The organism is Streptomyces sp. S4.7 (assembly GCF_010384365.1).
Classification (GTDB): Bacteria; Actinomycetota; Actinomycetes; order Streptomycetales; family Streptomycetaceae; genus Streptomyces.
In genome coordinates this window covers 1697844-1722795 of record NZ_CP048397.1, presented here as the reverse complement: position 1 = coordinate 1722795, position 24952 = coordinate 1697844, and the positions used below count along the sequence as shown (strand labels likewise).

The window sequence follows — 24952 nt, the reverse complement described above, 5'->3', positions numbered from 1 at the left end:
CGGTGTCAGGCCCGCGCGATCGGGGCCAGCGTCGCCGACGTCAGTGCGGCCAGGTCCGACGGGGACAGCTCCACCTCCAGGCCCCGGCGGCCCGCCGAGACACAGACCGTCGGGTGGGCCCCCGCCGATGAGTCGAGCACCGTACGGAGCCGTCTGCGCTGGCCCAGCGGTGAGATGCCGCCCCGTACGTACCCCGTGGTGCGCTCCGCCGCCGCCGGGTCGGCCATCGTCGCCCGCTTGCCGCCCACGGCGGCGGCCAGCGCCTTCAGGTCCAGCGAGCCGGAGACCGGGACGACCGCCACGGTAAGTTCGCCGTCGACGTCGGCGACCAGCGTCTTGAACACCCGGTCCGCCGGCACCCCCAGCGCCTCCGCGGCCGCCTCGCCGTAGGAGGGCGCCGCCGGGTCGTGCTCGTACGCGTGCAGGGTGAACTCGGCCTTCGCCGCCGTCAGCGCGACCGTGGCCGGTGTGCTGCCCGCGGCCTTCTTCGCCTGCTTCTTCGCCAAGGGAGGTGTTCCTCGTGTCGGTCGGGTGAGCCGCAAGACGGTCCGGAGAGGGCCTAGGGTCTGTCGTTCGGGTCTTGCCGGGCTCGAGGTCCCCGGCACGCACGCCCGCCGCGTTGTCGTCGGTCGGCACGGCTCCGCCATGCCTCCCTCCTCCGCCCTGCGGTCGCACGCACCAGACCCCGCTCCCTGATCCGGCCTGATCCAAACGACAGACCCTAGTTGGGGCTTGTGGGCTTCAGGGTGAGGTCCACGGCCGGCAGCGACGGCAGGTGCCGGATCACCGCCGTCTCGGCCCGCAGGAGCTTCAGCTCCTCCCGCAGGCGCGTCAGGGTGTCCGGCGCCTCCAGCAGCCGCTGTTTCGCCGCCGTGTCCAGGACGGCCGCCGCGGCCACCAGGTACGAGACCACGGACGGTTCGTCGGGCAGGTTGTCGCTGGTCGACAGCGACCGCTCACGCGCGCCCGCCAGCCGTTTCTGGTAGCCGCGGAAGGCCCGCAGGACGACTTCGGCGAGTGCTCCCGCGCCCTCGCCCGAGTCCTCCGCCAGGTCCTCGACCTGGGCGCTCAGATAGGGCCCGCCGGTGTCGACGGAGAGCAGCCGGACCCGGCTGGTGCCGGTGGCCAGTACCTCGAAGCTGCCGTCCGGGCGTTCGCGGACGGTGGTCGCGTCGGCGACGCAGCCCACCGGGTGGAACGCCTTGAGCGGCTCGGAGCCGAAGCCGGCCGAGGGCCCGCGCTCCCGCAGGGCCGTCGGGTCGGGCATGCCGGAGGCGGTCGGCGCGACTTCGTGCCCGTCGCGGATGGCGACCACGACGAAGCGTCGCGGTTCGGACTCGTCGGCCTTGAGCAGCTCGCGCATCATGGCGCGATACCGCTCCTCGAAGATGTTCAGGGGCATCACGAGGCCCGGGAACAGCACCGCGTTCAGCGGGAAGAGAGGGAGATGTGCGGTGGTCACAACGCTCAAGCGTAATGGCCGCGCGGACGCCCTCCGTCTGTCCGGTTCCACAAGGGCATCCCGGAGGCCACCTGGAGGCGTACGCCGTCGCGTGTCTCCAGGAACTGGCCGAGTGGATCGTCGGTCAGTGACGTCCACGGGAACGACGTCGCGTACGGGCCGATGAGCCGGAACTGTTCCAGCGCCTCGTCCCACCGATGCCGTCCCACCAGCACGTACGCCAGCAGATTGCGGACCTCCGCCGGCCACGGGTCGCCCACCACGTACACGGAGGAGAGGCTGATCGCCTCGTCGCACGCCGCGTCGATCCGGTCCGCCGTCACGGATGTGAAATCGCCGCCCGGCATCCGGCTGAAGGCGGCCCGCATCGGGAGCGCCTTCACGAGCGAGCCCGGCAGCGCGTCCTCGGCGGCCCGCTCGGCGAAGTCGAAGCACTCCCGGTGCGAGCCGTGCCACTGGGCCGAGAGGTACTGGAGGGCCGCGACATGACAGCCGTAGTGGTGCGAGGAGCGGCGCACCGCCTCGCCCCACAGCGTCTCGAAGCCCTGGTGGCCCGCGTGCGTGCCGCGCGCGTGGTCGAGGGCTATCCGCCACGGCACCGGGTCGCGCGGGTCTCCCTCGGCCGCCGCGCCGATCAGCGGGGCCATCTCACGGAGCGGCTCGGCGCGGTCGGGGGACTCCCAGGCCCTGCGCACCCCCAGCTCGGCCTTGACGACCAGCGCGTCCGGGTCGTTCGGGGACGCGGCGAGCCAGCGGCCGAGCCATGCGTCGCGGTTGTGGGCGAACGCGGCGAGCCGCACCACATAGCGGTCGCGGTTCTCCCACTCGGCTGATTCGCGCGTGGTCGCCAGCAGCTTCGCCGCGTGCTCGTACTCGCCGAGCGCGGCGGTGACGAGCGCGGGGGCGAGCCGGTCGTCGGGGGCGTCGAGCAGTACCGCATCGTCCGGCGGGAGCCCGTCGCCGAGCCGTGGGGTGTGCCGGAGCATGCGCGCGGTACTGATCAGTGCGCGAATCAATGACATGGTGCGGCCCATTGAAAACCGCAGGTCGCAGGGGCGCCATAGGGCATATGTGAAGCTTTTGTGGTGGGTGAAAGGTTGTCTCGGGGCAGGTCAAGGGAAGGCAAAGAAAGCGGGTCGGACGCGGTGTCAGCCGCGACGCAGGAGGCGTGAGGCACCTGCTGCGACAGTTGTGGCCAGAATCCAGCCGAGCAGCACCATCGAGGCCGCCAGCCACTGCCAGCCGCCCTCCGTCCGCCAGTGCCCGTCCTGGCCCAGATTGATCACCGGCACCAGCAGGTCCAGTACGTACAGAGCCGGATTCCAGGCCGGGTGCTCCTCGCCCTTGAGCGGCTCCGGCGCGTGCCGTGCGAAGGCGAACGTGCCTCCCGCCCACAGCATGGCCATCCACAGCGCGGCCCGGCCCGGCCGGTAGCCGTACGCCACCGTCCAGTCCTGGATGTAGCCCCATGTCTTCGCCGCCAGCGGCAGCGTCTCGCGCCGCCTGCGCTGCTTGGCCAGCAGCACCTCGCGGGCGTCGGCGTCCTCGCCGCTGTTGCGCATCACCTGCGCCAGGCGCTCGTACGGCTCCGGCGAGTACTCCGGCGTCGCCGAGTCCAGCCACTCCAGCCGCCGGTTGAGCGGGAAGTGGCCGGACGGCACCACGTTCTCGTAGGAGAAGCCGCCCATGGCCAGACCGCCGGGGCCCGGCCAGCTCGTGGACAGGTCCATCAGCGTGGTGATCTTCGCGCCGTTCAGCACGACCCGGCCCTCCAGGGGCTTCTCGCACTGGAAGCGCAGCTCCGTCGCGGTGATCCGGCGCAGCGACACCTCCTCGCCCGCCGCCATCAGGAAGCGGGCCTGGTGGAAGTCGATCGTGTCGCCGAACCGCCCGTCGTCCAGACGGACCCCGCCGTAGCACTCGAAGCGCCGGATCTCGGTGCCCGGCGGCAGCCGCGTGGTGTTGCCCGTGTAGACCGTGCCGTACGGCGGCGTGGAGTTGGCGTTGCCCGTCGCGATGCTCACGACGGCGCCCGTCATGTAGAGCGAGCGCTCCACCGTGAGCTGCGGCGCGTTCAGCGCGCGGCGCTCACCCGCCGCGCGCAGCCGGCTGCCGCGCAGCATGAGCGAGCCGCCGACCTTCGCGCCGCGCAGACTGAACTCCCCGTGCGTCTCTATCTGTTCGGCCTGGAGGTCCTGCCCCACGGACATCCCGTCGGCGGCGATGGAGCGGCTGTTGCTGTCGGGCCGCACGGATATCTGGCTGATCAGCAGGTCCGTGCCGATCTGCGCGTCGGTCAGCCGGATACCGCGGGCCACCTGGCAGCGCGGCAGATGCAGATCGCCCTCCGTACGCAGCCGGGCGGCCTCCAGGCGCGGGATCACACAGCCCACCAGCCGCAACGTCGTGAAGTGGCACTCCGGCAGCACCAGCTCGCGCTCGAAGCGGCAGTAGGTCAGCTCCACATAGGGATCGACATTGCCGCCCGCCAGGTCCAGCGACCCGCTGATGTACGCCCCGCGCAGCTTGAGGGCGGCGACCCGGCCCGGCCGCGCGGAGGGCCCGCTGAGCAGCAGAAGCGCGATCACGCGGGCGCGCACGCTGCGGTGCTCGCCCCAAGGACCGGCCGCGGCCGGATCGTTGAGCAGCGGACTCGGCACGCTCAGGTCGTAGGTGCTGCCGTTCCGGAAGGCCTGCCACATGCCGAGTTCTGTGGCCGAGAGCCAGTCCGGAGCCTCGTCGTCGTGCGGCTCGGACACTGCCGCGCCTCGCTTCCCCGTTTGCCGTGCTGCGCGCCGTACCTCGATGGGTGCCGGACGCTCCGTCGCCGTATCCGTCCCCGTGTGACTCCCGAGCAGCCGTCGCCGGACGGGACTGCTGATGTGGGGCCGTACGAATGTTCTTCCCTCTGAGTGACCGAATGAACGCCAATCGTCAACGTTGGTAGCCGTGAGTGACATTCGGGGCTCATATCAGCCAGTGATACGGGCGACCGGCGGTCTGATGAGGTCTGCGAGAATTGACCGCGTGATCTCACGAATCGATCTGCGCGGCGACGCCCTCCCCGAGGGCGGCGCGCTGCGCGGCCTGCTGCCCCGTGCCGAGTTCGACGTGGAAGCCGCCCTCGCGAAGGTGCGGCCCATCTGCGAGGACGTACGCCATCGCGGCACCTCGGCGCTGATCGAGTACGCCCACAAGTTCGACGGCGTGACGCTGGACCGGGTACGGGTGCCCGCCGAAGCGCTCACCCGCGCCCTTGAGGCCCTGGATCCCGCCGTTCGGGCCGGGCTGGAGGAGTCGATCCGGCGGGCCCGCACCGTCCACCGGGCCCAGCGGCGCACGGAGCACACCACCCAGGTCGTGCCCGGCGGCAAGGTGACCGAGAAGTGGGTGCCGGTCGGCCGCGTCGGGCTCTACGCGCCCGGCGGACGCGCCGTGTACCCGTCCTCCGTGATCATGAACGTGGTCCCGGCGCAGGAAGCGGGCGTCGGCTCGATCGCGCTCGCCTCACCTCCCCAGAAGGAGTTCGGCGGCCTGCCGCACCCGACGATCCTCGCCGCCTGCGCGCTGCTCGGCGTCGACGAGGTGTACGCGGCCGGCGGCGCCCAGGCCGTCGCGATGTTCGCGTACGGCACGACGGGACCCGACGGCTGTCCGCCCGCCGACATGGTCACCGGTCCGGGCAACATCTGGGTCACCGCCGCCAAGCGTTACTTCGCCGGCCGCATCGGCATCGACACCGAGGCCGGCCCGACCGAGATCGCCGTCCTCGCGGACGCCACCGCCGACCCGGTGCATGTCGCCGCCGACCTGATCAGCCAGGCCGAGCACGACCCGCTCGCCGCCGCCGTCCTCGTCACCGACTCCGCCGAACTGGCCGACGCGGTCGAGAAGGAACTGGTGCCGCAGACCGCCGCCATCAAGCACGTCGAGGAGCGCATCGCGCCCGCCCTTTCGGGCAAGCAGTCCGCGATCGTGCTGGTCGACGGCGTGGAGGAGGGCCTGCGGGTCGTCGACGCGTACGGCGCCGAGCACCTGGAGATCCAGACCGCCGACGCCGCCGCCGTCGCCGCCCGGGTCCGCAACGCGGGCGCGATCTTCGTGGGCCCGTACGCGCCGGTCTCGCTCGGCGACTACTGCGCCGGCTCCAACCACGTCCTGCCGACCGGCGGGTGCGCCTGCCACTCCTCGGGGCTCTCCGTCCAGTCCTTCCTGCGCGGCATCCACATCGTCGACTACACGCGCGACGCGCTCGCCGACGTCGCCCACCACGTCGTCACGCTCGCCGAGGCCGAGGACCTGCCCGCCCACGGCGCGGCGGTCAAGGCGCGTTTCGGCTGGAAACTGCCGTCCGTACCGGCGTCCTCGGGGGAGGTGCCCGGCGAATGACGGACATCGACGACCTGCCCGTACGCGACGAACTGCGCGGCAAGTCCCCCTACGGGGCGCCCCAGCTGGACGTCCCCGTCCACCTCAACACCAACGAGAACCCGTACCCCCTGCCCGAACCGCTCGTCGAGCGGATCACCGAGCGGGTCCGGGAGGCCGCCCGCGGACTCAACCGCTACCCCGACCGGGACGCGGTCGAACTGCGCACCGAACTGGCCGCCTATCTGCGCCGCACCGCCGGAGACCTCCCGCTGACCGCCGCCAACGTCTGGGCGGCCAACGGCTCCAACGAGGTCATCCAGCAACTGCTCCAGACCTTCGGCGGCCCCGGCCGCACCGCGATCGGCTTCGAGCCCTCGTACTCGATGCACCACCTCATCGCGCGCGGCACCAGCACCGGCTGGGTCTCCGGCCCCCGCAACGAGGACTTCACCATCGACGTGGCCGCCGCCGAGCGCGCCGTCGCCGAGCACCGCCCCGACGTCGTCTTCGTCACCACCCCCAACAACCCCACCGGCAGCGCGGTCGACGCCGCGACCGTCCTGCGGCTGTACGACGCGGCGCAGGCCGCCCGTCCCTCACTGGTCGTCGTGGACGAGGCGTACGTCGAGTTCAGCCACCACCCCTCGCTGCTGCCGCTGCTCGCGGGCCGGCCGAACCTCGTCGTGTCCCGCACGATGTCCAAGGCCTTCGGCGCCGCCGGACTGCGGCTCGGCTATCTCGCCGCCGACCCCGCCGTGGTCGACGCCGTACAGCTGGTGCGCCTGCCGTACCACCTCTCCGCCATCACCCAGGCCACCGCGCTCGCCGCGCTGGAGCACACCGATACGCTTCTCGGATATGTCGAACAGCTCAAGAAGGAGCGGGACCGGCTGGTCACCGAGCTGCGGGCGATGGGCTTCGACGTCACCGACTCGGACGCCAACTTCGTCCAGTTCGGCCGCTTCGAGGACGCGCACCGGGCCTGGCGGACGATCCTCGACCAGGGCGTGCTGGTACGCGACAACGGCGTCCCGGGCCGGCTGCGGGTGACGGCGGGCACCCCGTCCGAGAACGACGCGTTCCTCGACGCGGTACGTAAATTGACGAAGGAGCAGAGCGCATGAGCCGTATCGGCCGCGTGGAACGAACGACCAAGGAGACCTCGGTCGTTGTCGAGCTCGACCTCGACGGCACGGGCAAGGTGGAGGTGTCGACGGGCGTCGGCTTCTACGACCACATGCTCGACCAGCTCGGCAGGCACGGCCTCTTCGACCTCACGGTCAAGACCGAGGGCGATCTGCACATCGACTCGCACCACACCATCGAGGACACCGCCCTCGCCCTCGGCGCCGCCTTCAAGCAGGCGCTCGGCGACAAGGTCGGCATCTACCGCTTCGGCAACTGCACCGTCCCGCTCGACGAATCGCTCGCCCAGGTCACCGTGGACCTCTCCGGCCGCCCCTACCTGGTGCACACCGAGCCGGAGTCCATGGCGCCGATGATCGGCAGCTACGACACGACGATGACCCGGCACATCCTGGAGTCGTTCGTCGCCCAGGCACAGATCGCGCTGCACGTGCACGTCCCTTACGGGCGCAACGCGCACCACATCGTGGAGTGCCAGTTCAAGGCCCTGGCCCGCGCCCTGCGGTACGCGAGCGAGCGCGACCCGCGCGCCGTCGGCATCCTCCCGTCCACGAAGGGCGCCCTGTAAGCCCATGACCGGCCTCAACACCATCCTCATCGTCCTCGGCCTGTTCCTGGCCGGCGGCGTCTACTCCTTCGCCAAACAGAAGCAGCCCACGGGCGTCATCGTCCTGCTCGCCATCTGCTCCGCGCTCTGCCTGCTCGCCGGCATCCTCCGTATTCAGGGGCTCTGGGAATGACCAAGAACGTCGTCGTCCTCGACTACGGCTTCGGCAACGTCCGTTCGGCCGAGCGCGCCGTCGCCCGCGCGGGCGCCGAGGTCGAGATCACCCGTGACTTCGACCGAGCGATGAACGCCGACGGGCTCATCGTCCCCGGCGTCGGCGCCTTCTCCGCCTGTATGGAAGGGCTCCGCGCGGCACGCGGCGACTGGATCGTCGGCCGCCGGCTGGCGGGCGGACGCCCCGTACTCGGCATCTGCGTCGGCATGCAGATCCTCTTCGAGCGCGGCATCGAGCACGGCGTGGAGACCGAAGGGCTCGACGAGTGGCCGGGCACCGTCGGCCCCCTCACCGCGCCGACCGTCCCCCACATGGGGTGGAACACCGTCGAGGCGCCCGAGGACAGCCTGCTCTTCGCCGGACTCGGCCCCGGTGAGCGCTACTACTTCGTGCACTCCTACGCCGTCCACGACTGGACCCTCGAAGTCACCAACCCCAAGATCCGTGCCCCGAAGGTCACCTGGTCCCGGCACGGCGAGCCCTTCGTGGCCGCCGTGGAGAACGGTGCACTGTGGGCCACGCAGTTCCACCCCGAGAAGTCCGGCGACGCCGGAGCCCAGCTGCTGTCCAACTGGATCGGAACCTTCTGATGTCCGGCACACCCACCCCGTCCTCTGTACGGAGGCTCGAACTCCTTCCCGCCGTCGACGTGCGCGACGGCCAGGCCGTACGGCTCGTCCACGGCGAGTCGGGCTCCGAGACCGGTTACGGCTCACCGCTCGAAGCCGCACTCGCCTGGCAGCGCGCCGGCGCCGAGTGGCTGCATCTCGTGGACCTCGACGCGGCGTTCGGCACCGGTGACAACAGGGATCTCGTCGCCGGGATCACCGAGGCCATGGACATCAATGTCGAGCTGTCCGGCGGTATCCGCGACGACGCCTCGCTCGTCGCGGCACTCGCCACCGGCTGCACCCGTGTCAACCTCGGTACGGCGGCGCTGGAGACCCCCGAGTGGGCGGCGGAGGCCATCACCGAGTACGGCGACCGGATCGCGATCGGCCTCGACGTACGCGGCACGACGCTGCGCGGGCGCGGCTGGACCAGCGAGGGCGGCGACCTCTGGAAGACGCTGGAGCGCTTCGACGCGGCCGGCTGCGCCCGTTACGTCGTCACCGACATCGCCAAGGACGGCACCCTCCAGGGGCCCAACCTGGAGCTGCTGAAGAGTGTCTGCGCGGCCACCGACCGGCCCGTCGTCGCCTCCGGCGGCGTCTCCTCGCTCGCCGACCTGCGCGCGATCGCCTCGCTGGTGCCCGAGGGCGTCGAGGGCGCGATCATCGGCAAGGCCCTGTACGCGAAGGCGTTCACCCTGGAAGAGGCCCTCACGGAGGTGTCCCGATGAGCGAGAGCACCTCCGGCTCGGACGCCCCCGCCCCGAGCACCTCCGACGGCGTACGACGGGTCTCCTCGGACGGTCCTTGGGAGGACACCATCGGCTACTCCCGGGCCGTCGGACTCCCCAGCGGTCTGGTCCTCGTCTCCGGCTGCACCTCGGTGGTCGACGGACGCATCGCGGAGGGCGGCCCGTACGACCAGGCCGTCACCGCCTTCGGCGTCGGCCTCAAGGCGCTGGGCGACCTCGGCCTCGGCGCGGAGCACGTGGTGCGCACCCGGATGTATCTCACGCACGCCGGGGACGCGGAGGACGTCGGGCGTGCCCACAAGGAGATGTTCGGCGCCGTACGGCCGGCCGCGTCGATGATCGTCGTCGCCGGTTTCATCGACCCGAGCCTGGTGGTCGAGGTCGAGCTGGAAGCCTTCCGCGCGCCCTCCGGAGGTCCGGCATGACCCTCGCCGTCCGAGTCATCCCCTGCCTCGACGTGGACAACGGCCGGGTCGTCAAGGGCGTCAACTTCCAGAATCTGCGCGACGCCGGCGACCCCGTCGAGATGGCCAGGCTGTACGACGCCGAGGGCGCCGACGAACTGACCTTCCTCGACATCACCGCGTCGTCGGGGGACCGCGAGACGACGTACGACGTGGTGCGCCGCACCGCCGAGCAGGTCTTCATCCCGCTCACGGTCGGCGGCGGCGTCCGCACCCCCGAGGACGTCGACAGACTGCTGCGGGCGGGCGCCGACAAGGTCGGCGTCAACACGGCCGCCATCGAACGCCCCGACCTCGTCCGGGAGATCGCCGAACGGTTCGGCCGCCAGGTGCTCGTCCTCTCGGTGGACGCGCGGCGGACGCCGGAGGGCACCTTCGAGGTCACCACGCACGGCGGGCGCCGGGGCACGGGTATCGACGCCGTGGAGTGGGCGCACCGCGCGGCCGAACTCGGCGCCGGTGAGATCCTCCTCAACTCGATGGACGCGGACGGCACGAAGGACGGCTACGACACGGAGATGATCGCGGCCGTACGCGCGCACGTCACCGTTCCCGTCATCGCCTCCGGCGGCGCGGGCGGACTCGCGGACTTCCCGCCGGCGGTCGACGCGGGCGCGGACGCCGTACTCGCCGCCTCCGTCTTCCACTTCGGCGATCTGCGGATCTCCGAGGTCAAGAGGGAGCTGCGGGACGCGGGCCACGCGGTGCGCTGACGCCGATCACCTTTCGAACCTACGCACGACCGCTGCCCCGGAACGGACCGTTCCGGGGCAGTTCCCGGTCAACACCGGCGAACTCGCCGATGCGCGAAGGGGGTTGGCGGCGGGATCGTGGTCCGTGTCAGCCAGTACGGCGGTCGCCATCCGGCGGAGCCCGTGGCCCAGGACGACGGGCCCGGTCCTCCCTCGGGGGTGCCGCCCCCACCGAGAGGACCCCCCCTCGTGCAGCAACTCTCCACCGGCGACAGCTCGGCGGGCCGCAGCCGCGATCGTCTCTCGTCCCGTACCCGTTACGCGTCCCGCTCCCGGTCCCGCACCTGGAGCGTCGCGCTGACCGCGGGCGCCGCGACCGCCGCCCTGTTCGGCGGGCTCGTCCCCGGCGCCCAGGCGGCCGGCGGCGCCCCCGAGGCGGCCGCGGCCAACCCGTACGAGCGCGGCCCCGACCCGACCGTGTCCAGCATCGAGGCGGCACGCGGCTCCTACGCCGTCTCCCAGACCAGCGTCTCCTCGGTCGGCGTCAGCGGCTTCGGCGGCGGCACCATCTACTACCCGACGTCCACGGCGGACGGCACCTTCGGCGCGGTGGCGGTCGCCCCCGGTTTCACCGCCACGCAGTCCAGCATGGCGTGGCTCGGCCCCAGACTCGCCTCGCAGGGCTTCGTCGTCTTCACCATCGACACGAACACCACCCTCGACCAGCCGGACAGCCGGGGCCGTCAACTCCTCTCCGCGCTCGACTACTTGACGCAGCGCAGCACCGTCCGCAGCCGGATCGACGCGGCCCGGCTCGGCGTCATGGGCCACTCGATGGGCGGCGGCGGCACGCTGGAGGCCGCCAAGAGCCGCACCTCGCTGAAGGCGGCGATACCGCTGACCGGCTGGAACACCGACAAGTCCTGGCCCGAGCTGCGGACGCCGACCCTGGTCGTCGGGGCGGACGGCGACACGGTCGCCCCCGTCGCCTCGCACTCGGAACCGTTCTACGAGTCGCTGCCCGGCTCGCTCGACAAGGCGTACCTGGAACTCAACGGCGCCAGCCACTTCACGCCCAACTCGTCGAACACGACGATCGCGAAGTACAGCATCTCGTGGCTGAAGCGGTTCATCGACGACGACACCCGCTTCGAGCAGTTCCTGTGCCCGCTGCCCCGGCCCAGCCTCACCATCGAGGAGTACCGGGGGAGTTGCCCGCTCGGCTGACCCCGCCCTGCGTTCCTCCGCGTGACGCCGGCCCCCGTACTGTGCCCGTGCACAGTGCGGGGGCCCGCCCGCTCCCTCGTGGACGCCGAGGCCGTCGCCGTACTGCACCGGGCCGCACAGGTACTGATGGACGATCTCGCCGGACTGACGCACCGGCTTCTCGCGGCGCTGCGCGAGAAGGAGCCTGCCTACCGCGCGGCGATCGAGGCCGACCCCGCCGGGATCTGGCAGGAGGCGAACCGCTCGCTGCGCCTCAGCGTCGGTTCCCTGATCCGGCCCCGGGAATCGCGCGAGGCCGCCTGCCGCATGTCGTGGCGGATCGGCGAGTGCCGGGCGGAACAGGGTCTGCCGCTCGACGCGCTGCTGCACGCGTTCCGGCTCGGCGGGGCGATGGTGTGGCAGGGCCTCGTGGACGAGACCACCCGGCGCGGACCCGAGGACATCCGGCTGCTCGTCCATGTCGCCGCCGACGTCTGGAGCTTCGTGGACGAGCACTGCGCTCTCGTCGCCGACGCCTACCGGGCCACCGAGCGCCGGCTCGCCTGGCGCCGCGAGAACCAGCAGCGGCTGACGGTCGCGGCGCTCCTCGACGGCACCGCGCGTATCGCCGACATCCCGGACGCCGCGACGATGCTGGAACTGCCCGAGGAGGGGCGTTACGTCGTGGTGGCCGCCTCCGGCGCCGGTGTGGCGGGCGCCGCGGGCCCCGTGGTGGGTCTGCCGCCGGGGACGCGCGCGCTGCCGCACCTGTCTGCCGACTCCGAACAGGTCGTCGTCCTGCTGGCCGACCGCTCCCCGGAGACGGTGAACGAGCAGCCGTGCGAGGGGAGTCGCGGCGCCGACGAAGAACTGGCGGCGCTCGCGGCGGAGTTGACCGCACCCCTGGGCGTGCGCGTCGGCATCGGCTCGGCCGTCACCGGACTCGCCGCCCTCGGCGAGGCACGCAGACTCGCCGGGACCGCGCTGCGCGCCTGCCCGCGTGACGGCGGCGTCGTCCTGCTGGACGAGCACCTGCCGGCCGCGCTGGTCGTCTCCTCGTCCCGGCTGGGCGCGGCCCTCGCGGAGCGGGTGCTCGGTCCGCTGGACCGGCTCGACCCGGCCGACCGGGATCTCCTCGTCGACACGCTCAGGACCTGGCTGGAGGCGGACGGTTCGGCGCAGCGCGTCGGCACCCGCCTCTACTGCCACCGCAACACCGTCCTCAACCGGCTGCGCCGCTTCGAGCAGTTGACCGGCCGTTCGCTGGCGCGGCCCTCCGACGTGGTCGAGATCTCCCTCGCGCTCGCGGCCAGGCGCCTGCTCGACATCTGACGGCGGCCGGCCGCACCCGCCACCACCCCTGCTCCCTGCGTCCGGACTCCACAGGATTTATTGCGCAACTAATATTGCGCAACTTTCCTTTTGTATCTACGGTGAGGGGTATGGCAGCCGAGGACCCCCGCAGAATCGACGATCTGGACACCCTCAAGGCGTTCGGTCACCCCTTGCGGATGAAGCTCTACCGCGCGCTCTACATCTCCCGCACCGCCACCGCGTCTCAGCTCGCGGAGCAGGTCGACGAGGCCGTCTCGCTCGTCAGCTACCACCTGCGCAAGCTCGCCGACCACGGGCTGATCGAGGAGGCGCCGACGCAGGGCAGGGACGGGCGCGAACGGTGGTGGCAGACGGCGTCCGAAGGGCTGTCCTTCCGGGACGAGGACTTCCGCGACGCGCCGGAGAAGGTCGCCACGCACGCCGCCATCGGCCGGATGTCGTTCGAGCAGCGCGGGGAGCTGTACCGCGCCTACCTGGACAGCCACTCCGCCTGGTCGCCGCAGTGGCGCAGCGCCGCCTTCAGCAGCGAGTTCCTCGGCCCGTTCACGCCCGCCGAACTGGCGCGGCTGAGCGAGGAGATGCACGAGCTGGTCAAACGGCACACGGACGCGGCGCGGGCCGAACAGGACGCCGGAGACACCGAGGGGCGCGAGAACGTCGCGCTGCACCTCTACGGATTCCCCTTCCGGCAGCAGTGAGCCCGGACGTCCGCGCCGCCCCGGCCCGTTCGTCGAGAGGAGCCACCCTCATGCACACCGACATCCATCTGCGGCTGCACGCCCTGCGCGCGGCCGACCTCCGTACAGAGGCGGCCCGGTTCCGTCTGTCCCACACGGCGGCTCGGCCCTCCGGCGGCCTGCGCGGCCGGCTGGGCTGGTTCCTGGTCGGCCTGGGTCTGCGCCTCGTGCACCGCCCGCCCGTACATGTCGCGCGTATCGCCTGACGGAAGGCCCCCGCCCTCATGAGCGAGACGGTCATACCCCGGATCACGGAATCCGCGCCCGCGCCGTCGCCGTCGCCGTCGCCGTCGCCGACGCCCGAGCGGCCGGCTCACCGTGACGCGAACGTCCTGCGCTGGCTGGCGGCCTACACCATGTCGATGGTCGGCGACAGCGTGTACTACATGGCGCTCGCCTGGGCCGCCGCCCGCTCCGGCAGCCCCACGCAGGCCGGCCTCGTGCTGGCCGTGGGCGCCGTGCCACGCGCCGTCCTGATGCTCGGCGGGGGAGTGCTCGCCGACCGGTGGGGCCCGCGCCGCGTCGTCATCGGCAGCGACGCCGCGCGCTGCGTGGTGATCGTCGCCGTCGCCGCGGTCCTGCTCCTCACCGCACCCGGCCTCTGGCTGCTGATCGCCGTCGCCCTGGTCTTCGGCGTCGTGGACGCCCTCTTCCTGCCCGCCGTCGGCGCACTGCCGCCCCGCATCACCACCCCCGGACAGCTCGCCAGGGTGCAGGGGCTGCGCGGCCTGGCGGCGCGTGTGGCCAACGTGACCGGGGGACCGCTCGGCGGGCTCCTCGTCGCGTTCGGCGGGTCCGCGGCGGCGTTCGCCGTGGCGGGTGCGCTCTTCGCCGTGTCGCTGGTCCTGCTCGTCTGCGTACGGATGACGCCCCTGCCCGCCCACGACGCCACCCGGGCCCACAGCGGACCGGCGCCCGCGACTCCCTGGGGCGAACTCACCGACGGTCTGCGCTACATCCGGCGCCACCGCGTCCTGGGACCGCTGACGCTCGTCATCGCCCTCAGTGAGCTGGGCTTCGTCGGCCCGCTCAACCTCGGCCTCGTCCTGCTCGCCCGGGAACGGGGCTGGGGCGCCGGCGGCATGGGCTGGATCGTCGCCGCCTTCGGTGTCGGCGCCGCCGCCGCCTCCCTGCTCCTGGCGGTACGCGGACGCCTCCCGCGCGCGGGCCTCGTCCTGTGCCTCTCCGTCGTCGCCGGCTCCCTCGCCGTCGCCGCCGTCGCCTTCGTACCCACGGTCGCCCTCGCCACCGTGGCGGGCCTGCTCGTCGGGCTGCTGGCCGGCCTCGGCGGCGGACTCTGCGGGGCGCTGACCCAGACAGTCACCGAACCCGGATACCTCGGTCGGGTGACATCGGTGACCACCCTGTTCACCCTCGGCATCGCACCTCTCAGCTACCCGGTGACCGGCGCCGCCGTCGGGCTCTGGGGCACCGGCCCGGTCTTCGCCGTCAGCGCCGCCGTCTGCGCGGCGGGCGGCGCGCTGGGCCTGGCCTTCGCCACCCTGCGCCGCGCGGAACTGCCCGGCGCCCGAGCGTGATCAGGGCGGACAGGCGCTACATCCCGAGCTTCGCCCGCCGCACCTTGTCGACCGCCTCGTTGTCGCCCTCGACCTCCACGCGGGCCGCTTCCTGCCGGCCGAAGACGTACAGCAGCAGCTCACTGGGCTCCCCGGTGACCGTCACCACCGGCGAACCCCGGTGCGCCACCGCCGTCTGCCCGTCCGGACGGCGCAGCACCAGACCGACCGGCGACCTGCGGCCCATCATCCGGGCGCCCTTCTCCAGCCGCGCCCACAGGGCGTTCGAGAAGACCTTGTCCAGCTCACGGGGCGTCCAGTCGGGCTGTGCCCGCCGTACGTCCTCGGCGTGCACGTAGAACTCGACGGTGTTCGCCGCCTCGTCGAGCTGCTTGATCCCGAAGGGCGACATCCTGGGCGGACCCGTACGGATGAGCTGGATCAGCTCCTCGTACGGCTTCGCCAGATACTCGCCCCGCACCCGCTCCAGCCGGTTCCTGAGCGGGCCGATGACCTGTCCCCCCGCCGCGTCCGGACGCCGCTCGCGCACCACCACGTGCGCCGCGAGATCGCGGGCGTTCCAGCCTTCGCACAGGGTGGGGGCGTCGGGTCCCGCCGCCTCCAACAGGTCGGCGAGCAGAAGTCGTTCACGCTTTGCATGGGTCGACATGCTCGCAAGCGTACGACCGGCGCACACGGTCCGCCCAGTGGACGTCCCGCCGGCCGGCGGCGCGGGCGCGGCACAATGGCCCCATGACCAGCGCGACCCGGGGCCCGGTCCCCACCAGTGACCTCGACCCCGCCATCGCCGCCCGGCTCAAGCGCGGCGCCGACGGGCTGATCCCGGCCGTCGCCCAGCAGTTCGACACCGGTGAGGTGCTGATGCTGGGCTGGATGGACGACGAGGCCCTGCACCGCACCCTGACCACCGGACGCGGCACCTACTGGTCCCGCAGCCGCCGCGAGTACTGGGTCAAGGGCGACACCTCCGGTCATGTCCAGTACGTGAGGTCCGTCGCGCTCGACTGCGACGCCGACACGATCCTCCTCAAGGTCGACCAGGTGGGCGCCGCCTGTCACACGGGCGACCGGACCTGCTTCGACGCGGACGTCCTCCTGCCGACGACGACAGCCACCGGCCCCGCCGACCACTAAGCTCACCGGCCATGGATCTCGACACCTTCCGCAAGCTGGCGGTCGACCGCCGTGTCATCCCGGTCGGCCGCAGGCTCCTCGCGGACGGCGACACCCCGGTCGGTCTCTACCGCAAGCTCGCCGCCGAACGCCCGGGGACCTTCCTCCTCGAATCCGCCGAGAACGGCCGCTCCTGGTCGCGCTACTCCTTCATCGGCGTACGGTCCGCCGCCACCCTCACCGAACGCGACGGACGCACCCACTGGCTCGGCACCCCGCCCGTCGGCGTGCCCGTCGACGGCGACCCGCTGGCGGCCCTGCGCGCCACCGTGGAGACCCTCCACACACCGCGTACCCTCCACGACCACGAGGCCGACCTGCCGCCCTTCACCGGCGGCATGGTCGGCTACCTCGGCTTCGACGTCGTGCGCCGGCTGGAGAAGAAGATCGGCGACCACGCGCGCGACGATCTCCACCTGCCCGAGCTGACGATGCTGCTCACCTCCGACCTCGCCGTCCTGGACCACCGCTCCGGCACCGTCCTGCTCATCGCCAACGCGATCAACCACAACGACCTCGACACGGGCGTCGACGAGGCATACGCGGACGCCGTCGGCCGCCTCGACGCCATGGAGCGGGACCTGACACGCCCGGCGGACACCGTTCCCACCGCGCTGCCGCCGTCCGAACTGCCGCCGTACACCGCGCTCTGGGGCGGCGTGGCCTACCAGGAGGCCGTCGAGGACATCAAGGAGCGCATCAGGGCGGGCGAGGCCTTCCAGGTCGTGCCCTCGCAGCGGTTCGAGACCCCCTGCGAGGCGAGCGCGCTCGACGTCTACCGGGTACTGCGGGCCACCAACCCGAGCCCGTACATGTATCTCTTCCGCTTCGACGGCTTCGACGTCGTCGGCTCCAGCCCCGAGGCGCTGGTCAAGGTCGAGGACGGGCACGCGATGGTCCACCCCATCGCCGGCACCCGCCCGCGCGGCGAGACACCGCAGGACGACCAGGCGCTCGCCGACGAACTGCTCGCCGATCCCAAGGAGCGCGCCGAGCACCTGATGCTGGTCGACCTGGGCCGCAACGACCTCGGGCGGGTCTGCGAGCCCGGCAGCGTCGAGGTCGTCGACTTCATGTCCGTCGAGCGCTACTCGCACGTCATGCACATCGTCTCGACCGTCACCGGCCGCGTCGCCGAGGGCCGTACCGCCTTCGACGTCCTGACCGCCTGCTTCCCCGCCGGCACGCTCTCCGGCGCCCCGAAGCCCCGCGCCCTGCAGATCATCGACGAACTGGAACCCTCACGGCGCGGTCTGTACGGAGGCTGCGTCGGCTATCTCGACTTCGCCGGGGACTCCGACACCGCCATCGCCATCCGTACGGCCCTGCTCCGGGACGGCACCGCCTACGTACAGGCGGGCGCCGGAGTCGTCGCCGACTCCGACCCCGTCGCCGAGGACACCGAGTGCCGTAACAAGGCCGCCGCCGTCCTGCGCGCCGTCCACGCGGCGAACCGGCTGGGAGGCCCGTCCGAAACGGCCGGCACCGGTAGGGGATAGTGGGTCGGGTGACTGCCCTACCCATTCCCCAGCCCCGCGCCGCGACCCCGGCCGACGCCACGAGAAGGCGCGCCGGCCGAAGTCTCGGCATCGCACTCCTCCTCGGCGCGGCCGGCGCCGCCGTTGTGCTGATCGCCTCCGGCCAGACCTGGGCCGAGGGCAGCGCCACCGTGGCGGGCGGCACCGTGTCGCTCGACGCGGGAGGCCGAGACGTCACCGGCGTCCCGGCCGCGCTCGCCGTCGTCGGCCTGGCCGCCCTCGTCGCCGTCTTCGCCGTCCGTACGGCGGGCCGGCTGCTCGTCTCCGCGCTGCTCACCCTCAGCGGCGCGGGCGCGACCGTCGCCGCGCTCGTCGGCGCGACCGACGGCGCCGCGCTCGACGACGAGGCCGCGCGTACGACCGGTGACACCGCAGCGACCGTCGCCGCCCTCACCCACACCGCCTGGCCGTACGTGACGGCGGCCGGCGGCGTACTGATCCTGCTCGCCGGGCTCCTCGCCCTGAGGTACGGATCACACTGGCCCACCATGTCGGGCCGCTACGAACGCGACGGCACCCCGCGCGCCGCCCGCGTCCGCGAACCGGCCGCCGGGCGCGCCAAGGCCACCGGGCCCGCCACGGACCCCGACCGGCCCGAGGACATCTGGAAGGCACTGGACCGGGGCGAGGACCCGACCGGCTAGCCGGGGCCGCGCATCCCGACCCCCTCGACGGGGAACGCCGACGGGTGCGGGACAATGAACCGTGAGCGTTCGGCTCACCCAGCGCGCGACCACCGCGGCACATCAGCAACGAGGAGCGAATTCATGGCGGGCAGCAGCCACGGACACACCCCGGCCGCCTGGACCGGTGTCACCATCTCTGTCATCGGCTTCTGCATCGCAGGCGTCTTCATGGTGGCGGCCGATCCCATCGGGTTCGTCGGCGGCCTCGCGGTCGTCCTCCTCGGCGGCATCGTCGGCCTCGCCATGAGGGCCGCGGGCCTCGGCGCCGCCAAGGAGTCCGAAGCCGCCAAGCAGGCCCGTGTGGAGGCCGCACGGGCGTCCCTGGACCGCGCGGAGCGCGAGGCCGTCGAGCGTGGCGAGGGCCACCCGACCGGTCAGCCGCACGCGGCCCAGCCCGAGCCGGCGCAGCAGACCGCGTAACGCGTCCTCGCGTACGTACCCGCGCACTCGCGACAGGAAGGCGTGACCCGGCGTCCCGGGCCACGCCTTCGCGCGTCCCGCGTGTCCCGCGGGGGCGTGAGCGACGCGCGCGCCCGGGGGCGGGCTGCGCTTTCGCGCCCCCACGGGGGACAATCATCGCGTGGACGCCATGCCTGCACCCGCCGCGCCGCCCCCGGCCCCCGTTCCGGCGACCCGCGCCCGGCGGCTCCTCGCGCCGCTCGGCACACTCACCGGCGTCGTGGCCGCCTTCACCTACGTCGGTCTGGTCGACCCCAACGAGAGCGGCCACTACCCCGTCTGCCCGCTGCTCAGCATGACCGGCCTCTACTGTCCCGGCTGCGGCGGCCTGCGCAGCGCCCATGCCGTCGCGCACGGTGACCTCGCCGCCGCCCTCGGCGCCAACGCGCTCGCGGTCGCCGGTTACGCGGTCTTCGCCGTGGTGTGGCTGGTGTGGCTGATTCACGTCGCTCGCGGAACACGGCTCCGTGTCTCGGTGCCACCCTTCCTGGGATGGGCCGTCGGAGCGGTGATCCTGGTCTTCACAGTGGTACGGAACGTGCCTTTCGGCTCGTCGTTCGCTCCGTGAAGTCCCAGGTGATGGGATGCTCGACCAGCGGATGCGGGCCCTCGGCCCTCCTCCGGATACCATCGACATGGCTGATCCTCATCCATGGCTGAATCCGACACCGTTCCCGGAAGGGGGCCGCTCGCGTGAGTGTGCTCGACGAGATCATCGAAGGCGTACGCGCCGACCTCGCGGAGCGCCAGGCGCGCGTCGGCCTCGACGAGATCAAGGAGCGCGCGGCCAGGGCACGGCCGGCCAAGGATGGCGTCGCCGCACTGCGCGGCGAGGGCGTCACGGTGATCTGTGAGGTCAAGCGCTCCAGCCCCTCCAAGGGCGCGCTGGCCGCGATCGCCGACCCCGCGGGTCTGGCCGCCGACTACGAGGCGGGCGGGGCGTCCGTCATCTCCGTACTGACCGAGCAGCGCCGCTTCGGCGGCTCGCTGGCCGACCTCGAAGCCGTCCGCGCCAAGGTCGACATCGCCGTCCTGCGCAAGGACTTCATCGTCACGGCGTACCAGCTGTGGGAGGCGCGCGCCTACGGCGCCGACCTCGTCCTGCTGATCGTCGCCGCCCTGGAGCAGCCCGCGCTCGTCTCGCTCATCGAGCGCGCCGAGTCCATCGGACTCACCCCGATCGTCGAGGTGCACGACGAGGACGAGGTGGAGCGCGCGGTCGAGGCCGGAGCCAAGATCATCGGCGTCAACGCGCGCGACCTGAAGACGCTGAAGGTCGACCGCGGCACGTTCGAGCGGCTCGCCCCCGAGATCCCGGACGGGATCGTCAAGATCGCCGAGTCCGGTGTCCGCGGGCCGCACGACCTCATCGCGTACGCCAACGCGGGCGCCGACTCGGTTCTCGTCGGCGAGTCCCTGGTCACCGGGCGTGACCCGAAGGTGGCCGTGGCCGACCTCGTCGCGGCCGGCGCCCACCCCGCCCTGCGGCACGGACGGGGCTGACCCACCGATGCCCGTATCCGCCTCCGGACGTCCCGCCGCCGTGCGCGCGCCCCACGCGCCGCTGGCGCGCGGGTGCCGGCCGCGTGGCTGCCGGGCCCCGGCCAGGCGTGTGCACGGGCGGCGGGTGCGGTACGTGATCGGTGACGAACCCGGCCAGGTCAACGGCATGCGATGGCGCCGGGTCGCGCCCCGGCGAGGCCCTTCCGACAGCGACCACCGCGCGACCGCGTAGCCGCACGCACGCCCGCCCACGCGGGCGGCACGTGTCCCACGTCGCCGCACCGCGTCCTCGCATGTCCGCAAGGCCGGTCCCCACAGACCATCGCCCTCCCGGCTCCCACGCCGGTACAGGGCCGAGTCGCCCGTGGCGCCTACGGTGCACCCACCCGTCGCTTCACGAGGAGATCCGTCCGTGACTTCCGAGTTCTTCATCCCCGATCCCACGGGCCTGAGCCCGAACGCCGAGGGCTACTTCGGCGCGTACGGCGGCAAGTTCATCCCCGAGGCGCTCGTCGCCGCCGTGGACGAGGTCGCCGTCGAGTACGAGAAGGCCAAGGGCGACCCCGCCTTCGCCGCGGAGCTGAACGACCTCCTGGTCAACTACACCGGCCGCCCCAGCGCGCTCACCGAGGTCCCGCGGTTCGCCGAGGAGGCCGGCGGCGCCACGGTGTACCTCAAGCGGGAGGACCTGAACCACACCGGGTCCCACAAGATCAACAACGTGCTCGGCCAGGCGCTGCTCACCAAGCGCATGGGCAAGACCCGCGTCATCGCCGAGACCGGAGCCGGACAGCACGGCGTCGCCACCGCGACCGCCTGCGCGCTGTTCGGACTCGAATGCACCATCTACATGGGCGAGATCGACACCGAGCGCCAGGCGCTCAACGTCGCCCGGATGCGGATGCTCGGCGCCGAGGTCGTACCGGTCAGGTCCGGCAGCCGCACCCTGAAGGACGCCATCAACGAGGCGTTCCGCGACTGGGTCGCCAATGTGGACCGTACGCACTACCTGTTCGGCACCGTCGCCGGACCGCACCCCTTCCCCGCGATGGTGCGCGACTTCCACCGCGTCATCGGCGTCGAGGCCAGGCGCCAGCTTCTGGAGAGGACGGGCCGGCTGCCCGACGCGGCCGTCGCCTGTGTAGGAGGCGGATCCAACGCGATCGGCCTCTTCCACGCGTTCCTCGCCGACGAGGCCGTACGGCTGGTGGGCTGCGAGCCCGCGGGCCACGGCATCGGGACCGGCGAGCACGCGGCGACTCTGAGCGCGGGCGAGCCGGGCATCCTGCACGGCTCACGGTCCTACGTCCTCCAGGACGACGAGGGCCAGATCACCGAGCCGTACTCGATCTCCGCCGGGCTCGACTACCCCGGCATCGGCCCCGAGCACGCGTACCTCAAGGACAGCGGCCGCGCTGAGTACCGGGCCGTGACCGACGACGACGCCATGAAGGCGCTGCTGCTGCTGTCCCGTACCGAGGGCATCATTCCGGCCATCGAGAGCGCGCACGCGCTCGCCGGGGCGCTGGAGGTCGGCCGCGAGCTGGGGAGGGACGGTCTGATCGTCGTCAACCTCTCCGGGCGCGGCGACAAGGACATGGACACCGCTGCCCGCTACTTCGGGCTGTACGACGGGGAGAGCGCCAAGTGAGCGGGAACATCCAGCTGTTGAGCGACACCCTCGCCGGCGCAAGGAGCGAGGGGCGCGCCGCGCTCATCGCCTATCTGCCGGCCGGATTCCCCACGGTGGACGGCGGCATCGACGCCGTGAAGGCCGTCTTCGACGGCGGCGCCGACGTCGTCGAGGTCGGGCTGCCGCACAGCGACCCGGTGCTCGACGGCCCCGTCATCCAGACCGCCGACGACATCGCCCTCAAGGGCGGCGTGCGGATCGCGGACGTGATGCGCACGGTCCGCGAGGCGTACGAGGCCACCGGAAAGCCGGTGCTGGTCATGACGTACTGGAACCCGATCGACCGGTACGGCATCGAACGGTTCACCACGGAGCTCGCCGAGGCGGGCGGCGCCGGGTGCATCCTGCCCGACCTGCCCGTACAGGAGTCCGACGTGTGGCGGCAGCACGCCGACAAGAACGGTCTCGCCACCGTCTTCGTCGTCGCGCCGAGCAGCAGGGACGACCGCCTCGCGAAGATCACGGCCGTGGGCTCCGGATTCGTCTACGCGGCCTCCCTCATGGGAGTCACCGGCACCCGCCAGTCGGTCGGCGCGCAGGCCCAGGACCTGGTGCGGCGGACCCGTGCGAGCACGGACCTGCCGGTGTGCGTCGGGCTCGGGGTGTCCAACGCGGCGCAGGCCGCCGAGGTCGCCGCGTTCGCCGACGGGGTCATCGTCGGCTCGGCCTTCGTCAAGCTGATGCTGGACGCCCCCGACCGCGCGGCCGGGCTGGCGGCCGTCCGCGACCTGGCGGGCGAGCTGGCCGAAGGCGTTCGCAAGCGCTGACGGACGACGGGCGCCGGAGGTCCCTCGTACGGGTGGACCTGGGACCGGGGAGGTGCGTACGCGCCTCCCCGGTTCGTTGCTGTGGCGTGAGCGAGAAGAACCGTGAGGCAAAGAGGAGCGCCCGAGAGCGGCTCCAGGTGCAGCGTGAGCAGGAGAAGAGGCGGGAGCGGCGCAAGCGCACCCTGGTCGTCTCGGCGGCGGTGGTGGGCGTCCTGGGCGCGGCGGCGGCGATCGGCATCGTCGCCACCAACGCGAACAAGGACAAGGACGGCAGCGGCGCCGCGGGCCCCGTGCTGGCCCCGTCGGGAGCCCAGGGCAAGGACGAGCTGTCGATCCCCGTGGGCATGAGCGACGCGCCGTCGACCCTCACCGTGTGGGAGGACTTCCGCTGCCCCGCCTGCGGTCAGTTCGAGAACGCGTTCAGGGACACGATCAAGGAGCTGGAGACCGCCGGGCAGCTCAAGGTCGACTACCACCTAGCCACGATCATCGACGGCAACATGGGCGGCAGCGGCTCGCTGCGCGCGGCCAACGCGGCGGCGTGTGCCCAGGACGTCGGCAAGTTCGCGCCATACCACGACACCCTGTTCCAGAATCAGCCGCCGGAGCCGGACGACGCCTTCGCCGACAACGCGCGGCTGCTGGAGCTGGCGGGCAAGGTCGACGGCCTGGAGTCGGCCCCCGGCTTCCGCCAGTGCGTGGAGGACGGCAAGCACGACAAATGGGTGATGAACTCGAACACCGCGTTCCAGAACGGCGGCTTCAGCGGCACGCCGACCGTCCTGCTCAACGGTGAATCCGTCTTCCCCAAGAAGGGCGGCGAGAACATCACTCCGGCCAACTTCAAGAGGTGGGTCACGGAGGCCAACAAGGGCGAGCAGCCGGGCACCGCACCGGCGACACCGCCCGACACGGGCGCCTCGCCCTCCTGAAACCAGGGGCCGCGCGACGCCTGGTTCGCGCGGGCTCGTTATCCAGACGTTGCGGGGCGGGTTGCCGCAGGCCCCGCCCGGCACTGTAGCGTCGGAACCGCCATGGACATTGCCTACATCCCCAGTCCGTCGAGCGGAGTGATCCATCTCGGACCACTCCCGCTGCGCGGCTATGCGTTCTGCATCATTCTCGGTGTCTTCGTCGCCGTCTGGTACGGCAACAAGCGCTGGATCGCCCGCGGTGGCAAGGCCGGCACGGTGGCCGACATCTCCGTCTGGGCCGTGCCCTTCGGACTCGTCGGCGGTCGGCTCTACCACGTGATCACCGATTACCAGCTGTACTTCAGCGACGGTAAGAACTGGGTCGACGCCTTCAAGATCTGGGAGGGCGGCCTCGGGATCTGGGGCGCGATCGCCTTCGGCGCCGTCGGCGCCTGGATCGGCTGTCGCCGCCGGGGAATCCCGTTGCCTGCGTACGCGGACGCCATCGCACCCGCGATCGTGCTCGCCCAGGGCATCGGCCGCTGGGGCAACTGGTTCAACCAGGAGCTGTACGGCAAGGCCACCGACGTGCCGTGGGCGCTGGAGATCAGCGACGGCGCCAACCGTGACAGCGGCCTCTACCACCCGACGTTCCTCTACGAGTCGCTGTGGTGCGTCGGCGTCGCGCTGCTCGTGGTCTGGGCCGACCGGCGCTTCAAGCTCGGCCACGGACGCGCGTTCGCGCTCTACGTCGCCGCCTACTGCGTAGGCCGCGCCTGGATCGAGTACATGCGCGTCGACGAGGCGCACCATGTGCTCGGGCTGCGCCTCAACGTATGGACCGCGATCATCGTCTTCGTGCTGGCCGTGGTCTACATGGTGGTCTCGGCGCGGATCAGGCCGGGGCGCGAGGAGATCGTCGAGCCGGACCGGGAGCTGCTCGGCAAGGACGCCAAGGCCGAGGACGGCAAGGACCAGGACGGCGACGCGACGAGCGCCGGCGCCAAGGACGACGACGCCCCCGACGCGGCCACGGACGCCGACGCCGAGGGCAGCGCGGACGCGGCGACGGCCAAGAACGTCTGACCGGTTGCGCGGCGCGTAGGCCGCGCTTGTTCTTCAA

28 protein-coding genes and 1 pseudogene are annotated in these 24952 nt (G+C 72.1%); 24 read left to right on the top strand and 5 right to left on the bottom strand.

Going from position 1 to position 24952, the window contains the following annotated elements; genetic code table 11:
- Window positions 1–5: 5 nt before the first annotated feature.
- The 4 genes from ybaK to SSPS47_RS07580 all read right to left on the bottom strand — a co-directional run bounded on the left by ybaK (window position 6) and on the right by SSPS47_RS07580 (window position 4221).
- Window positions 6–506, bottom strand: a complete 501-nt coding sequence (gene ybaK / locus SSPS47_RS07595) for a Cys-tRNA(Pro) deacylase (RefSeq protein ID WP_164249715.1) — start codon at window positions 504–506, stop codon at window positions 6–8.
- 215 nt (window positions 507–721) lie between these two features.
- Entirely contained in the window at window positions 722–1462 is a 741-nt protein-coding gene (locus SSPS47_RS07590; RefSeq protein ID WP_164249713.1) for an LON peptidase substrate-binding domain-containing protein, read from the bottom strand.
- 5 nt (window positions 1463–1467) lie between these two features.
- Window positions 1468–2496 carry a hypothetical protein gene (locus tag SSPS47_RS07585; RefSeq protein ID WP_164249712.1) on the bottom strand — a complete coding sequence of 343 codons (1029 nt, stop codon included), beginning with the start codon at window positions 2494–2496 and terminating at the stop codon, window positions 1468–1470.
- A 114-nt stretch (window positions 2497–2610) separates the two neighbouring features.
- A complete protein-coding gene (locus SSPS47_RS07580) occupies window positions 2611–4221 on the bottom strand; it encodes an oxidoreductase (protein WP_147872407.1) in 1611 nt (536 codons plus the stop codon).
- A gap of 268 nt (window positions 4222–4489) precedes the next feature.
- On the opposite strand from SSPS47_RS07580, the gene hisD reads away from it, so the two are divergent.
- From hisD to SSPS47_RS07520, 13 genes are all read left to right on the top strand, one after another.
- Window positions 4490–5851: a histidinol dehydrogenase gene (gene hisD, locus SSPS47_RS07575; RefSeq protein WP_164249710.1), complete on the top strand. Its 1362-nt coding sequence runs from the start codon at window positions 4490–4492 to the stop codon at window positions 5849–5851.
- On the top strand, window positions 5848–6957 hold the full coding sequence (locus SSPS47_RS07570) for a histidinol-phosphate transaminase (RefSeq protein WP_147872403.1): 1110 nt from the start codon (window positions 5848–5850) through the stop codon (window positions 6955–6957). The genes hisD and SSPS47_RS07570 overlap by 4 nt, the downstream gene beginning before the upstream one ends.
- Window positions 6954–7547, top strand: a complete 594-nt coding sequence (hisB, locus tag SSPS47_RS07565) for an imidazoleglycerol-phosphate dehydratase HisB (RefSeq protein WP_078077820.1) — start codon at window positions 6954–6956, stop codon at window positions 7545–7547. Before SSPS47_RS07570 ends, hisB begins: the two co-directional genes overlap by 4 nt.
- A gap of 4 nt (window positions 7548–7551) precedes the next feature.
- Window positions 7552–7719: a hypothetical protein gene (locus tag SSPS47_RS34760; RefSeq protein ID WP_187279964.1), complete on the top strand. Its 168-nt coding sequence runs from the start codon at window positions 7552–7554 to the stop codon at window positions 7717–7719.
- The gene (hisH, locus tag SSPS47_RS07560) at window positions 7716–8351 is read left to right on the top strand and encodes an imidazole glycerol phosphate synthase subunit HisH (protein WP_164249708.1); all 636 of its coding nucleotides are present in this window, start codon (window positions 7716–7718) and stop codon (window positions 8349–8351) included. Before SSPS47_RS34760 ends, hisH begins: the two co-directional genes overlap by 4 nt.
- A complete protein-coding gene (priA, locus tag SSPS47_RS07555) occupies window positions 8351–9103 on the top strand; it encodes a bifunctional 1-(5-phosphoribosyl)-5-((5-phosphoribosylamino)methylideneamino)imidazole-4-carboxamide isomerase/phosphoribosylanthranilate isomerase PriA (RefSeq protein ID WP_164249706.1) in 753 nt (250 codons plus the stop codon). Before hisH ends, priA begins: the two co-directional genes overlap by 1 nt.
- Complete coding sequence (locus SSPS47_RS07550) at window positions 9100–9549, top strand: RidA family protein (RefSeq protein ID WP_164249705.1); 450 nt, start codon at window positions 9100–9102, stop codon at window positions 9547–9549. The genes priA and SSPS47_RS07550 overlap by 4 nt, the downstream gene beginning before the upstream one ends.
- On the top strand, window positions 9546–10301 hold the full coding sequence (gene hisF, locus SSPS47_RS07545; RefSeq protein ID WP_164249703.1) for an imidazole glycerol phosphate synthase subunit HisF: 756 nt from the start codon (window positions 9546–9548) through the stop codon (window positions 10299–10301). The genes SSPS47_RS07550 and hisF overlap by 4 nt, the downstream gene beginning before the upstream one ends.
- Before the next feature lie 336 nt (window positions 10302–10637).
- Entirely contained in the window at window positions 10638–11507 is an 870-nt protein-coding gene (locus SSPS47_RS07540; RefSeq protein ID WP_239065228.1) for an alpha/beta hydrolase, read from the top strand.
- A 54-nt stretch (window positions 11508–11561) separates the two neighbouring features.
- Window positions 11562–12818, top strand: coding sequence for a PucR family transcriptional regulator (locus tag SSPS47_RS07535; protein ID WP_239064804.1), 1257 nt, complete (start codon window positions 11562–11564; stop codon window positions 12816–12818).
- Window positions 12819–12928: 110 nt separating this feature from the next.
- Entirely contained in the window at window positions 12929–13519 is a 591-nt protein-coding gene (locus tag SSPS47_RS07530) for a helix-turn-helix domain-containing protein (RefSeq protein WP_164249699.1), read from the top strand.
- A gap of 50 nt (window positions 13520–13569) precedes the next feature.
- Entirely contained in the window at window positions 13570–13764 is a 195-nt protein-coding gene (locus SSPS47_RS07525; protein ID WP_164249698.1) for a hypothetical protein, read from the top strand.
- Between the two features lie 18 nt (window positions 13765–13782).
- On the top strand, window positions 13783–15096 hold the full coding sequence (locus SSPS47_RS07520; protein ID WP_164249696.1) for an MFS transporter: 1314 nt from the start codon (window positions 13783–13785) through the stop codon (window positions 15094–15096).
- A gap of 16 nt (window positions 15097–15112) precedes the next feature.
- On the opposite strand, the gene SSPS47_RS07515 is transcribed toward SSPS47_RS07520, so the two are convergent.
- Complete coding sequence (locus SSPS47_RS07515; RefSeq protein ID WP_147872384.1) at window positions 15113–15745, bottom strand: TIGR03085 family metal-binding protein; 633 nt, start codon at window positions 15743–15745, stop codon at window positions 15113–15115.
- 83 nt (window positions 15746–15828) lie between these two features.
- Here SSPS47_RS07515 and hisI point away from each other — a divergent pair, with 83 nt between their 5' ends.
- The 11 genes and pseudogenes from hisI to lgt all read left to right on the top strand — a co-directional run bounded on the left by hisI (window position 15829) and on the right by lgt (window position 24915).
- The gene (gene hisI / locus SSPS47_RS07510) at window positions 15829–16230 is read left to right on the top strand and encodes a phosphoribosyl-AMP cyclohydrolase (RefSeq protein ID WP_164249694.1); all 402 of its coding nucleotides are present in this window, start codon (window positions 15829–15831) and stop codon (window positions 16228–16230) included.
- Window positions 16231–16241: 11 nt separating this feature from the next.
- The gene (locus SSPS47_RS07505) at window positions 16242–17768 is read left to right on the top strand and encodes an anthranilate synthase component I (protein WP_164249691.1); all 1527 of its coding nucleotides are present in this window, start codon (window positions 16242–16244) and stop codon (window positions 17766–17768) included.
- On the top strand, window positions 17768–18451 hold the full coding sequence (locus SSPS47_RS07500) for a TIGR02234 family membrane protein (protein WP_164249689.1): 684 nt from the start codon (window positions 17768–17770) through the stop codon (window positions 18449–18451). Before SSPS47_RS07505 ends, SSPS47_RS07500 begins: the two co-directional genes overlap by 1 nt.
- A gap of 123 nt (window positions 18452–18574) precedes the next feature.
- Window positions 18575–18778: pseudogene (locus SSPS47_RS07495) on the top strand (HGxxPAAW family protein); the annotation flags it as partial.
- Between the two features lie 304 nt (window positions 18779–19082).
- Entirely contained in the window at window positions 19083–19520 is a 438-nt protein-coding gene (locus SSPS47_RS07490) for a DUF2752 domain-containing protein (RefSeq protein WP_147872767.1), read from the top strand.
- Between the two features lie 125 nt (window positions 19521–19645).
- Window positions 19646–20455 (top strand): indole-3-glycerol phosphate synthase TrpC, encoded by an 810-nt coding sequence (trpC, locus tag SSPS47_RS07485; protein WP_164249687.1) that lies wholly within the window; start codon window positions 19646–19648, stop codon window positions 20453–20455.
- A 7-nt stretch (window positions 20456–20462) separates the two neighbouring features.
- Complete coding sequence (locus SSPS47_RS36165) at window positions 20463–20687, top strand: tryptophan synthase subunit(beta) (protein ID WP_164249686.1); 225 nt, start codon at window positions 20463–20465, stop codon at window positions 20685–20687.
- A gap of 180 nt (window positions 20688–20867) precedes the next feature.
- On the top strand, window positions 20868–22106 hold the full coding sequence (gene trpB / locus SSPS47_RS07475; protein ID WP_164249685.1) for a tryptophan synthase subunit beta: 1239 nt from the start codon (window positions 20868–20870) through the stop codon (window positions 22104–22106).
- Window positions 22103–22915, top strand: a complete 813-nt coding sequence (gene trpA / locus SSPS47_RS07470) for a tryptophan synthase subunit alpha (protein ID WP_164249684.1) — start codon at window positions 22103–22105, stop codon at window positions 22913–22915. The genes trpB and trpA overlap by 4 nt, the downstream gene beginning before the upstream one ends.
- A gap of 86 nt (window positions 22916–23001) precedes the next feature.
- The gene (locus tag SSPS47_RS07465) at window positions 23002–23847 is read left to right on the top strand and encodes a thioredoxin domain-containing protein (protein ID WP_164249683.1); all 846 of its coding nucleotides are present in this window, start codon (window positions 23002–23004) and stop codon (window positions 23845–23847) included.
- Window positions 23848–23949: 102 nt separating this feature from the next.
- Window positions 23950–24915 (top strand): prolipoprotein diacylglyceryl transferase, encoded by a 966-nt coding sequence (lgt, locus tag SSPS47_RS07460; protein WP_164249682.1) that lies wholly within the window; start codon window positions 23950–23952, stop codon window positions 24913–24915.
- Window positions 24916–24952: the final 37 nt, after the last annotated feature.